This is a genomic window from Actinotalea sp. (genome assembly GCF_041597215.1).
Classification (GTDB): Bacteria; Actinomycetota; Actinomycetes; order Actinomycetales; family Cellulomonadaceae; genus Actinotalea.
The window spans coordinates 1-11,870 of sequence record NZ_JBFHHB010000089.1; the positions used below are offsets into that span (position 1 = coordinate 1).

Here is an 11,870-nt window from a genome sequence, read left to right on the forward strand (position 1 = left end):
CGCCGATCCGCTCGCCGTCGTCGTCATCACGACCTTCGACCTCGACGAGTACGTGCACGACGCGCTTCGCGCCGGGGCGCGGGGCTTCCTGCTCAAGGACGCCGGGCCGGCGCTGCTCGTCCAGGCCGTCCATGCCGCGGCACGCGGGGACGCGCTGATCGCGCCGAGCGTCACCGCGCGCCTGCTCGAGACCTTCGCCGGGTCGGGGGCACGGACGGCGGCGCCCCCGCTCGAACCGTTGACGGCGCGAGAGGAGGAGGTGCTGCTCACCGTCGCGCGGGGGCGGACCAATGCGGAGATCGCCGCAGAGCTCTACATCTCGCTGAGCACCGTCAAGACGCACCTCGGCAGCCTGATGACGAAGATCGGCGCGCGGAACCGCGTCGAGATCGCCATCTGGGCGTACGAGAGCGGGCGGATGTGACCTCCTCCTGAGCGGTCACGCCCCGGGCATCCGGCTGAGCGCGACGGCGGCTCAGCCGTTGACCGTGTCGGCGTCGTACCGCAGCGAGTCGCCCGGCAGCACCGGCCACGCCTCCAGCTCACGGGAGGCGAGCACGGCAGCGATCAGGTCCGCGTCGCCCGCGACGAGCGTCGAGTCGAAGTCGATCTCGGTCCCGACGCACCAGGAGCGATCGGCGGGCCAGAACAGGTTCGGGGACTGCTCACCCGGGAAGGGATCGCTCTCGTAGCGGACGAAGTCCTCGATCGCGTCGAGCGGCCCGGCGAACAGCAGGTAGTCCCTGCCCGGCAGCTCGAGTCGCGGCGCGCGCAGCTCGGTGTCGTCCAGGGCTCCGGGGACGGGGACCCCGGAGGTCCACCGGGCTCGACGCCGGCCGAGTCGGGGGATCCGTCTGGGCGCGCGAGACGGGTGCTGGGCGGTCAGCAGCATGCGCATCCCGCCGTGCAGGTGCCCGAATCCCTCCCAGAGCGCGAAGGTGCAGTCCTCGGGGGTCCGCGTGTGCTCGACGAGCACGCGGCACAGCGCGAGCAGGGGCGGGGTCGCGAGGGAGCCCTGGTTCGGCCTGCCCTCGGGCCACAGGGGGCTCTCGGGGTTCCACGGCTCGGCGGAACCGATCAGCCGGTGCCACTGGACCAGGGGGTGCACCCGGCGACCGGTGACCCGCGCGACCTCGGACCACCGTGCCGCCGGTGCGCGGTCGGTCTCGGCGTCGACGGGGTGCAGCACGCGGGTGTACGCGGGGTAGCCGGCAGGGACGACACCGGTCACCGTCCCCATCGCGCCGCTGACGCGGGGCGGGAGCCAGGAGGCGACGGACGCGTCGTCGAGGAGGCGCACGCGGTCGGTCCACATCTGCCCAGCATCCCGCGGCGCGGTGGGTGCGTCACGGGCATTGCGGTCGCAGTGCCTCGTCCTTCCACGGCCGAGCCGTGCTGCTCAGTCGACGACGAGACTCGGGCTGGTCAGCTGCTCCTTGGCCTCGCGGAGCGCCGCGACGACAGTCCGGACGTACTCGGGCGTCGCCGAGGGCTTCATGAGCGAGGCGCCGAGGGCGAGGGGTTCGTCACCGGAGCGACGAGGCGGTAGGACGACGGCCACGCCGTACACCCCGGCGTTCGTCTCGCCCTCGTCCACGGCGTACCCGCGGTCCCTGGTGTCCGCGAGCTTGGCCAGCAGGCCCTCGACGGTATGGGTCGAGTGCGCGGTCCAGCTCGGCAGCGTCGAGGGGTCGGCGAAGCGCGCGGCGACCTCGGCCGGGTCGATCTCGGCCAGGAGCGCCGCGCCGACGGCCGTCACGGTCGCGGGGAAGCGGTCGCCCACCGTCGCGGACAGCCGCAGCGGCGCCCGGCCCTCGTGGCGCGCGAGGTAGAGCACGGAGGTCCCGTCGAGGATCGCGATCTGCAGGAGCTCGTGCTGGAGTACGGGGGAGGCGGCGCACACCCGGTAGAACTCCCGGATGAGGTCGAATCCGCGCACGTACGCCCCGCCCAGCTCGACCGTCGCGCGGCCGAGCCCGTAGCCGAGCTCGGTGCGGGTCAGGAGACCGGTCTGCTCGAGCGCGATGCACAGGTTGAGAGTCGAGGACTTCGCCAGGTCGAGCCGTCGGGCGATGTCCGCGAGCCCGAGCGGTCGCCCTTCCTGCGCGATCAGGCTGAGGATCGCGGCGGCCCGGGTCACCGCCGGTGCAGGGCTCTTCGCCTCGGGTGGGGTCGGCATCGGCCGGTCTCCTCGCGTCGCTCGTGTCCCGCTCAGTAGAAGTGCAGCGTGTCGACCCGGTTGACCAGGTCCTCGCCGTCGAGCAGCCGGGTCGCGTTCGCTGCGAAGAGCTCGGCGATGAGCCGGTCCTCGTTGTCGTTGAGCGCGGCGGTGTGGGGGGCGATGAGGACGTTGTCCATCGCCCACAGGGGGTCGTCCTGGGGCAGGGGCTCGACCGCGACGACGTCCAGGCCGGCGAACGCGACCCGGCCGTCCGACAGTGCCTCGACGAGGGCGTCCTGGTCGATCACGGTCCCGCGGCCGACCGAGGCCAGGATGATCCCGGGCTTGACCGCGGCGAACACCTCGCGGCTGATCATCCCGGTGGTGGCGTCCGTCCCCGGCAAGGTGCTGACGATCGCGTCGGCACCGGAGACGACCTCGACCAGGCGATCGGGGGTGACGACCTCCTCGACGCCCTCGACCGTCCGCACGGAGCGGTTGACGCCGATGACGCGCGCGCCGAGCGCGCTGAAGAGCGCCGCGACACCACGACCGATGTTGCCCATGCCGACCACGACGACGGTCATCTCGGAGACCTGGCGCATCGCCCAGCGCTCGCTCCACAGTCGATCGGACTGCTGGGCGAGGAGGCGCGGGAGGGACTTGGCCCCTGCCAGGACGGCGAAGAGGGCGAACTCGGCGAGGGGGCCGCTGTGCGGGCCGGCGGAGGTCGAGAACGCGACCCGGGCGAGCTCGGCCTCGGTGAGCCCCGCCGCCTTCACCTGGCCGCCGCCACCGGCCGCCATCGTGTGCACCCAGCGCAGGCGGGGGTTGGCGCGGACGGTGCGCGCCAGCGCAGCGGGGTCGACGTCGGGGATCCCGTAGAGGGCGTCCGCCGAGTCCATCAGTGCCTCGAAGCGGGCCTGCTCGGCAGGGCTGCGCCGGAAGGCGGGGTCGCCGTCGTGGTCGCCCGGCCACCGCATCGGGGGCAGCAGGTCCTGCTCGCAGCGCAGGTCGATGCGGGGCTCGAGCCGCGTCAGCAGGGCGCAGAGCTCCTCGGGGAGCGGGGTGACGACGGCGACCGTCAGGCGGGGTTCGGTGCTCATGCGGGGTCCTCCAGGGGAGCCGGGCGGATCGGGGTCGGGCGGGGGGCGGTCGGTGTCGGGTCAGGTGCGCCGGGCGCGGGAGAGGGCTCGTCCGGCCACAGGGCGATGACGACCTTCCCGGAGCCGTCCGAGTCGCGAGCCGTGGCGAAGGCCTCGACGGCGTCCTGCGCGGCGAACTCGTGCGTGATGACCTGCTCGATCGACGGGTCGGCTGCGAGCAGGCGGACGGCGTCGTCGATCTCGTCGTGGAAGCGGAACGACCCGAGCAGGGCGACCTCCTTCGCGACGAGCGGTGCCAGGGCGACCGGGTGCGGACCGGCGGCCATCATCCCGACCTGGACGACGACACCTGCTCGGCGCACGGCCACGACGGCCGCGTTCAGGGCGGCAGCGGCGCCAGAGCACTCGAGGACGACGTCGACGCTGTTCTCGGGGAGCGGGTCGACGCCGGCGCGCAGGGTCTCGTGCACCCCCAGCGCGCGGGCCCTGGCCAGTGGCCCGGCGAGGGCGTCGGAGGCCAGGACCCGCGTCGCCCCACCGGCACGGGCCGCCGCGGCGGTCAGCAGGCCGATCGGGCCCGAGCCGGAGACCAGCACGCTCCTGCCCTCGACGCCGCCGGCCAGGGCGATGGCGTGCAGGGCCACGGCGAGGGGTTCGGCGAGACAGGCCCGGCGCAGGGGGAGCCCCGGCGGCAGGACGCGGACCATGCCCCGCTCCACCACGAGGAACTCGCTCATGCCGCCCTGGGTGTGCGGCCAGGTCGAGGCGCTGCCCAGGTAGGCGCCCTGGGGCCACAGGTGCGGCTTGTCCTCGAGCCCGGGCTCGCAGATCCCGAAGGTCGCGGGGTGCACGGTGACCGGGGTCCCGGTCGCCAGGGTGCCGCTCGGGTCGAGGTCCACCGTGCCGGAGACCTCGTGGCCCGGGACCAGCGGCTCGCGGACCACGAAGGCGCCGTTCGCACCGTCGACCCAGTAGTGCAGGTCGGAGCCGCAGATCCCGGCGTAGGCCATCCGGATGCGCACCTGGCCCGGCCCGGGGGCGGGGGTGGGGATCTCCTCCTGGCGCAGGTCGTCCTTCCCGTGGATGGTCAGCGCTCTCATCGGGCCTCCTGGCTGCTCTGCTCGGGCGGGAGGGCCGCGAGGAAGTTCTCGACGAGCGCCTCGACCGTCTGGCGGACGTCGAGCGCGGTGCCTGCTTCGTCGGCCTCGAGGGGTTCGAGGGTCGCGAGCTGAGAGGCGACGAGGGTGGCCGGCATGAAGTGGCCCGGACGCGCGGCCACCCGCTCCTCGAGCACGGCCCGGTCCCCGTCGAGGTGCAGGAAGACGGTGTGCGGCACCTCGCTGCGCAGCAGGTCGCGGTAGCTGCGGCGCAGCGCCGAGCAGGCGATGACGCCGCCTGCCGGCTGGGCACCGAGCCATCGGCCGACATCGCGGAGCCAGGGGGCGCGGTCCTCGTCGTCGAGCGGGATGCCGGCGGCCATCTTGGCGACGTTGGCCGCCGGGTGCAGGTCGTCGGCGTCGGCGAACGGGACGCCGAGGCGCTCGGCGAGGGCACGCCCGACGGTCGACTTCCCGCAGCCGCTCGCGCCCATCACGACGATCCGGCGGTCCGGCAGTCCGCCGGTCGTGGGGCTCGGCGGGGTGCTGCTGGACATCGACGGCTCCTGGGGAGGGGGTGCGCGGGCGCGGTGTTCCTGCCATCCTAGAGCCCTGTCCAGTTGAGTGAACAGTGTTTCCCTGGCTGAATGGTTGGCCGGATCGACGAGCGGAGTGGTCATGGCGGATGTGGGCTTCATCGGACTCGGGGTGATGGGCGGCCCGATGGCGCGGCACATCAGCGCCTCCCTCGCGGGGACCGGCCGATCGCTCGTGGTCAACACCCTGGAGGAGCGCTCAGCCGCGGAGCTCGTCGCCGGCGGCGCCGTCTGGGCCGACTCCCCGCGTGCGGTGGCCGAGCGGTGCGACCTCGTCCTGGTGATGGTGCCGGACGTCCCGGCGGTGCGGGCACTGGTCGAGGGGGAGTCGGGGCTCGTGGCAGGCGTCACCGGCCCGCTGACCCTCGTCATCTGCTCGACGGTCTCACCGCAGTCCGTCCGCGACCTGGACGAGGAGCTCGCTGCGGCGAGCGGCGGGCGGATCAGGGTCGTCGACGCCCCGGTCTCCGGGGGGCAGCGCGGCGCCGAGGCCGGCACTCTCTCGATCATGGTGGGCGGGGACGACGAGCTCGTCGCCCCGGTCCTCCCGGTGCTCGCGGCCGCCGGCCGTCCGGAGCATCTCGGTCCGCTGGGTGCCGGCCAGGTCGCCAAGGCCTGCAACCAGCTCATCTGCGCCGCATCGCTCGCAGCGATCGCGGAGGCCTCGGTCGTCGCCGAGCGCGCGGGGCTCGACGTCGGCCGCCTCTTCTCGCTCCTCCAGGGCGGCTATGCGGGATCCACGATCCTCGCCGACAAGGCCGAGCGCTACGCGCTCAAGGACTACTCCGTGTCCGGTGCCGCGAGGTTCTGGATCAAGGACCTGGCCGCCTACCAGGACGAGGCCGAGCGCACGGGCACGGCCACCCTGATGGCCGACCGGCTGCACGCCGCCTTCGCCGACCTCACCGACGCCGGTCTCGGCGACCTGGACACGACGGTGATTCAGGCGTGGATCGCCGACGAGGGCGCCTCGCTCGCCGCGGAGTGAGCGGCGGGACAAGGGCGCACGGGTCGCCGGCTCAGCCCGCCGTCGACCCGAAGGCCAGGCCGAGCGCGTAGGTGGCGGCCGCTGCCCCGTACCCGATGGCGAGCTGGCGCAGGGCGCGCTTGGCGAGGTTCCCGCCCGAGAGCAGGCCGACGATCGTGCCCGTCGCGATCAGGGCGAGCCCGACGAGGACGGCAGCGACGACGACGGCGACGGCCCCGCTGAGGCCCACGAGGTAGGGCAGCACCGGGACCACGGCGCCCGAGGCGAAGAAGGCGAAGCTCGAGACCGCCGCCTGGCGCCCGGTGCCGATCTCCTCGTGCTCGTCGACCTCGGTCCCCGCGGTCAGCGGGAGGCTGCCCCGACCGCCGAGCACGAGGGCGGCCTCGCGTTCGGCCTCCTCCGGTGACAGGCCGCGGGCCCGGTACACGAGAGCGAGCTCGTTGCGCTCGAGGTCCAGGTGGGCGATCGCCCGGTGCGCCTTCGGTCCCGGTGTGCTCGCCTCGAGCAGCTCACGCTGGGACCGCACCGAGACGTACTCCCCGGCACCCATCGACAACGCCCCGGCCAGCAGCCCGGCGAGACCGGTGACCAGGATCGTCCCGGTCGACACGCCCGTCGCCCCGATGCCGAGCACCAGGGCGAAGTTCGAGACGAGGCCGTCGTTGGCGCCGAAGACGGCCGCCCGGAAGGTCCCCGAGAGCCGTGAGCGCCCACGTGCGGCGAGGGCCCGGACGACCTCCTCGTGGATCTGCTCGTCCGCGGCCATCTGCGGGGTCGCGTGGACGTCCTGCGCGTAGGGGGACTCGGACTCGGCGCGCTGGGCCAGGGCGAGTGCGAACACCGAGCCGAACCTCGACGCCAGGGCCACCAGGACCCGGGTGCGCAGATCGGGCCGCAGCGGGCGCCCGACCCGATCGCCGAGCAGGGCCAGCCAGTGCTCCTCGTGCCGCGCCTCGGCCTCCGCCAGTGCCAGGAGGATCTCCCGCTCCTCGCCCGTGCGGAGGGCCGCGAGGCGGCGGTAGATGGCGGCCTCGGCGCGCTCGGCCGCCAGGTGACGGCGCCAGCGGCGCAGGTCGCGCTCGCTGGGGGCGGCGAGGTCGGTCCGGTGCGGCTCGCTCACCTGCGGCTCCTTCTCTCCCGGCCCCGTCCGGGCGGGTGCCCCTGCGCGCGCGGTCGACGACCTCAGGTCTGCGCCGGGGGCGTCATGCTATCGGGGCCGCGGTGCGGGGCTGCGCCTGGTACCAGGCTGAAGGCGAGCTCCTCCTCCTGGGCGTTGTGCAGCCGCAGCACGGCGTACAGGCCGTAGAGCACCCGACGGAGCTCGACGACGTCCTCGGGGGACACCTCGTCCTCGACCCCGTCGACGAGCCTGCTGAGCCGGCCGACCTGGTGCTCGATCTCGGCGTGCGTCCGCGAGAGCCCGACGGTGGCGTCGGTGCCGCCCAGCGCGCGCGCGACGATCGGGACCAGCACGGCCTCGTCGTGCCGCTCGTGGGGCAGGAGCTCGGCCTGCAGGGCCTCCCGGAGCTCGACGACGGCGCCGAGCCGGGGCTCGTCCGTCGTGAGCCCGTCCGCGACGGCGCGGATCCGCTCGACGAGCGGGAGCACGGCATCGTGCTCGATGCGCAGCCTCCGTGCGTCGCTGATGTCTCCTGCGGGCATCGGCCTGCGGCCCCGGGCGGGGAGCACCGCCTGCAGGGCGATAGCGATGGCCAGCAGGTCGATGCCCTCCTGAAGGGCGGCGCCGGCGGCCGGGGGGAGATGGCCCGCCGCGGCGACGACCATGGCCACGAGGGACAGACCCATGCCGACGACGACGGCGCGCATCGCGATCCGACGGGACCGGCGGGCCACGAGGATCGCGTCGGCCAGGGCCTCGATCCGGTCCACCGTCAGCACGACGTCCGCTGCCTCGGAGGAGGCGGTCGCACCGCGTGAGGCGAGCGCGACCCCCACGCCGGCGGCGGCGAGCGCCGGCGCGTCGTTGATCCCGTCGCCCACCATGATCGTCGGTCCCCTCGCGGACTCCCTGGCGAGGGTCGCGAGCTTGCCCTCCGGGTCGACCTCGGCCACCACGGCGTCGACCCCGACCACCCGTCCGACCATCTCGGCGATGTCGCTGCGGTCGCCGGTGACGAGCACGATGTGCTCGATACCCGCCTCGCGCAGGGCCCGCACCGTCCGGGGGGCGTCCGGGCGGATCGGGTCGGACAGCAGCAGCGCGCAGGCCGGTCCGCCGTCGACGCCGACGAAGACGGTCAGCGACCCGTCCAGGTCGGCACGTCGCCTGGCCTGCCGGATCCAGCGGGGGACCTCCTCCCCGACGATCCACGCGGCCTTGCCCACGCGCACCCGGCGACCGGAGACGATCCCCTCGATCCCGTAGCCGTGCACTTCGGCGACCTCGCTCGGCATGTCGAGGACGAGCCCACGGTGCCGGGCCGCATGCACCACGGACCCTGCGAGGACATGTGCGGAGACCTGGTCGAGGGAGGCGGCAAGGCGCAGTGCCTCGTCGGGGTCGACGCCCTCGGGAGCCAGGACGTCGGTGACCTCGGGGCGGCCCTGGGTGAGGGTGCCCGTCTTGTCGCTGAGCAGCACGGTGCCCGTCGCGAGCCGTTCGAGCGCGCTGCCGCCCTTGATGACGACGCCCATCCCGGCCGCCCGCGAGAGCCCCGACATGATCGCGATCGGCGCGGCGAGCAGCAGCGGGCACGGGGTCGCGACCACGAGGACGGCGACCGCGCGCACGGGCTCCCCAGCGACCGCCCACGCCACGGCGGCCACGACGAGGGTGAGCGGGACGAACAGGACCGCGACGCGATCGGCCGTCCGTACGAACGGGGCGGAGGTGGCCTGGGCCTGCTCGACGAGCCGGACGATCCCGGCGTAGGTCGAGTGCTCGGCCGTCGTCGTGGCCGTCAGCTCCACCGGGCCGCCCGCGTTGACGACTCCGGAACGCACGTCCTGCCCGGCCTCGAGCTCGACGGGCCGGGACTCGCCGGTCAACGCGGCCTCGTCGAGGACGGCGTCGTCCAGCAGACGGCCGTCGATGGGGACCACCTCGCCGGTCCGCACCAGCAGGTGGTCACCCACGACGACCTCCGCGACCGGGACGTCGACGACGGTGTCGGTCGACGCGTCGACGGTGCGGCGGTGCGCCGTACGAGGTGCGCGGGCGACGAGCAGGCTGAGCTCCCGCCGGGCGCGGGCGTCGGCCTTGGCCTCGAGCAGCCGGCCGGTGGCCAGCATGACGGTGATCATGGCCCCGGCGAAGGGCTCGTCGACCCAGATCGCCCCGGCGAGGGCGAGGACGGCGATGACGTCGACGGTCGGCCGGCGGTCGCGGACGGCCTCGAGGGTCGTGGCCAGCGCGGAGACGAGGCCGAGGGCGGTCCCGGCGAGCCAGGTCCAGCGTGCCGCGGTGTCGGCGTCGAGCAGCCAGGCGAGCCCTCCGGCCGCGAGCAGGGTCGTGGCGACGACGAAGAGCACCACCGGGACGGACGGGCGCCGGACCATCCCTCATCGTCCCGCCGTGGGGCGCGCGGCGCCATGAGGGAGCGGCCGGCGGCGGGGACCGCCGCCTGCCGGTCCGTCGCGGGACCTCCGTCCACCTCCGGAATGGTTCGGCCGGTGAACAATCTCGAGGTGGGGGCGGACACCCTGCCCCCGCCGAGAGCGAGGAGTGCGACGTGGCACATCGGATGATCTGGAACCAGACAGCCTATTTCGGGGCAGGGTCGGTGTCGGTGGTTCCTGACGAGCTGGTCCGGCGGGGCTTCACGAAGGCGATGGTGGTCTCGGACCAGGTCCTGGTCGACTCGGGGGTGACGGCGCGGGTGACCGGCCTGCTCGACGAGGCGGGGTTCCCCTACGAGGTCTTCTCCGACGTGCTGCCCAACCCGCCGATCGCCAACGTGCAGGCCGGCGTCGCGGCGTTCCTCGCCTCGGGTGCCGATGTGCTGGTCGCGGTGGGCGGTGGCTCGCCGCAGGACACCTGCAAGGCGGTCGGGATCATCGTCGCGAACCCGGAGTTCTCCGACGTCCGTTCGCTCGAGGGCGGCGCGCCGACGAAGAACCCCTCGGTGCCGATCGTCGCGATCCCCACCACCGCCGGGACCGCGTCGGAGACGACGATCAACTACGTCATCACCGATGAGGAGCGCAAGCGCAAGTTCGTCTGCTTCGACCCGCACGACATCCCGGTGCTGGCGGTGGTCGACGCCGAGATGATGTCCACGGCGCCGCGTTCGCTCAAGGTCGCGACCGGGCTGGACGCGTTGACCCATGCGATCGAGGGCTACACGACGGCCGGTGCCTGGGAGCTCTCGGACCTGTTCCACCTCAAGGCGATCCAGGTCATCGCCGGTTCGCTCCAGGCGTCCGCGGACGGCGACGCCGAGGCGGCGGACCGGATGGCGCTGGCCCAGTACATCGCCGGCATGGGCTACTCGAACGTGGGGCTGGGCCTGGTCCACGCGATGGCCCACCCGCTCGGTGCCTTCTACTCCGCGCCCCACGGCGTGGCCAACGGCATCCTGCTGGCGCCGGTGATGGCGTTCAACGCCGAGGCCACGGGAGAGAAGTTCCGTGACATCGCGGCGGCCTTCGGGGTGGCCGGGGCCGGCGACCTGCCGCTGGAGGAGGCGCGCGCGGCGGCCGTGGCAGCGGTGGCAGCGCTCACGCGCGACCTGGGCAACCCGACGACGCTCAGCGAGGTCGGCGCGACCGAGGCCGACCTGCCCGCGCTGGCCAAGGCAGCCTTCGACGACGTGTGCGCGGGCGGCAACCCGCGTGCCGCGTCGGTCGCCGAGATCGAGGCGCTCTACCGCTCGATCCTCTGACCGCGCGATCCCCTGACTGCTCGGCCCGTGCCGCGGCTCGACCCGCGGCACGGGCCGCGGTCCGGGCGCTCAGCGACGGGTGTCCGCCTCGCCCTCGGTGAGCAGTCGCCGGTGGAGCTCGGTCGTGAGCACGTGGATCTGCCGGGTGAGCTCGGTGTTCGTGCGCAGCTCCGCCTCCTCCTCGAGGAAGTCGTGGTCGGCCTTGGCCTGCTGGAAGGCCGCGGCCCGGTTCTGGCCGATCATCACGAAGGTCGACAGGAAGATCGCCTCGAGCGAGACGATGAGGGTCAAGGTCGGCCAGGGGCTCCGCTCCGCGAGGAGCATCCACCCGGCGAAGACGGCCACGTGCAGGTACACGAAGGGCATCGACCCGGCGAAGCGCGTGATCGCGTCGGCGATCCTCAGCTGCAGGTCGGACGTGCGGGAGATCCGCAGGGCCGAGACCACGGGGTGCTCGAGCGGACGCGACAGGTGACCGTGGGTCGTGGCCATGGGAGCTCCTCTGTGCTGGGATGGCGGCGCACTGCGGTGCTCCTACCGAAGCACGGCCGGCCGGTCAGGGAGCCGCGGCGGGTTCCCGACCGGTGGCCGTGTCGGTCCGGCACTGCGGGCACAACCCCCAGAAGATGACCTCGGCCCGCTCCACGGCGAAGCCCTGACGGTCGGCGAGGTGGACGCACGGCCCGTCCTCGGCCGAGCAGTCGACGTCCACCAGGTGGCCGCAGCCTCGGCAGGCGAGGTGGTGGTGGGCGGTGGCCCGGCGCTCGTACCGGGCAGGGAAGCCGGCGAGGTCGACCCGGTGCACCAGACCCGCAGCGGTCAGTGCGTCGAGCAGGTGGTAGGTCGCCTGGACCGAGACCGAGCCGATCCGTTCGCGCACGGCGGTGGCGATCTCGTCGGTGGACAGGTGCGCAGCGGTGTCGAGGACGTCGAGGGCTGCGACCCGGGCGGCCGTCACCCGCAGGCCCTGCTCGCGCAGCAACGTCGAGGCGGTCGTCACGGACCCAGTCTCTCCTCTATATTGGAATTGGTCAAATATAAGAACTGGTCACTTCCGGAGGAATGATGACGACGACGA

At 73.7% G+C, this 11,870-nt stretch carries 12 protein-coding genes; 3 read left to right on the forward strand and 9 right to left on the reverse strand.

All coding sequences use genetic code 11. The annotated features are described in order from the left end of the window. On the forward strand, positions 1–424 hold a 424-nt coding region (locus ABWK99_RS08140; RefSeq protein WP_372594199.1), incomplete at its 5' end, for a LuxR C-terminal-related transcriptional regulator. 51 nt (positions 425–475) lie between these two features. Here ABWK99_RS08140 and ABWK99_RS08145 read toward each other — a convergent pair. The 5 genes from ABWK99_RS08145 to ABWK99_RS08165 form a co-directional block, all read right to left on the reverse strand. Beyond that, on the reverse strand, positions 476–1,315 hold the full coding sequence (locus ABWK99_RS08145) for a hypothetical protein (protein ID WP_372594200.1): 840 nt from the start codon (positions 1,313–1,315) through the stop codon (positions 476–478). 84 nt (positions 1,316–1,399) lie between these two features. Beyond that, a complete protein-coding gene (locus ABWK99_RS08150) occupies positions 1,400–2,179 on the reverse strand; it encodes an IclR family transcriptional regulator (RefSeq protein WP_372594201.1) in 780 nt (259 codons plus the stop codon). A 32-nt stretch (positions 2,180–2,211) separates the two neighbouring features. Then, positions 2,212–3,267: a D-2-hydroxyacid dehydrogenase gene (locus tag ABWK99_RS08155; RefSeq protein ID WP_372594202.1), complete on the reverse strand. Its 1,056-nt coding sequence runs from the start codon at positions 3,265–3,267 to the stop codon at positions 2,212–2,214. Further along, positions 3,264–4,367: a zinc-binding dehydrogenase gene (locus ABWK99_RS08160; protein ID WP_372594203.1), complete on the reverse strand. Its 1,104-nt coding sequence runs from the start codon at positions 4,365–4,367 to the stop codon at positions 3,264–3,266. Before ABWK99_RS08160 ends, ABWK99_RS08155 begins: the two co-directional genes overlap by 4 nt. Beyond that, positions 4,364–4,921, reverse strand: a complete 558-nt coding sequence (locus tag ABWK99_RS08165; RefSeq protein WP_372594204.1) for a gluconokinase — start codon at positions 4,919–4,921, stop codon at positions 4,364–4,366. Before ABWK99_RS08165 ends, ABWK99_RS08160 begins: the two co-directional genes overlap by 4 nt. Before the next feature lie 121 nt (positions 4,922–5,042). Between ABWK99_RS08165 and ABWK99_RS08170 the strand changes: the two genes are divergently transcribed. Beyond that, positions 5,043–5,948, forward strand: coding sequence for an NAD(P)-dependent oxidoreductase (locus ABWK99_RS08170; RefSeq protein WP_372594205.1), 906 nt, complete (start codon positions 5,043–5,045; stop codon positions 5,946–5,948). A gap of 31 nt (positions 5,949–5,979) precedes the next feature. Here ABWK99_RS08170 and ABWK99_RS08175 read toward each other — a convergent pair whose 3' ends face one another. Together ABWK99_RS08175 and ABWK99_RS08180 are read right to left on the reverse strand one after the other, a co-directional pair. Further along, complete coding sequence (locus ABWK99_RS08175) at positions 5,980–7,068, reverse strand: VIT1/CCC1 family protein (protein WP_372594206.1); 1,089 nt, start codon at positions 7,066–7,068, stop codon at positions 5,980–5,982. Positions 7,069–7,130: 62 nt separating this feature from the next. Then, complete coding sequence (locus tag ABWK99_RS08180; protein WP_372594207.1) at positions 7,131–9,467, reverse strand: heavy metal translocating P-type ATPase; 2,337 nt, start codon at positions 9,465–9,467, stop codon at positions 7,131–7,133. A gap of 185 nt (positions 9,468–9,652) precedes the next feature. Here ABWK99_RS08180 and fucO point away from each other — a divergent pair, with 185 nt between their 5' ends. Continuing rightward, a complete protein-coding gene (gene fucO, locus ABWK99_RS08185) occupies positions 9,653–10,792 on the forward strand; it encodes a lactaldehyde reductase (RefSeq protein ID WP_372594210.1) in 1,140 nt (379 codons plus the stop codon). Positions 10,793–10,861: 69 nt separating this feature from the next. Here the strand turns inward: fucO and ABWK99_RS08190 are convergent, their stop codons facing one another. Continuing rightward, a complete protein-coding gene (locus ABWK99_RS08190; RefSeq protein ID WP_372594208.1) occupies positions 10,862–11,284 on the reverse strand; it encodes a DUF1003 domain-containing protein in 423 nt (140 codons plus the stop codon). Positions 11,285–11,348: 64 nt separating this feature from the next. Beyond that, positions 11,349–11,792, reverse strand: coding sequence for a Fur family transcriptional regulator (locus ABWK99_RS08195; protein WP_372594209.1), 444 nt, complete (start codon positions 11,790–11,792; stop codon positions 11,349–11,351). Positions 11,793–11,870: the final 78 nt, after the last annotated feature.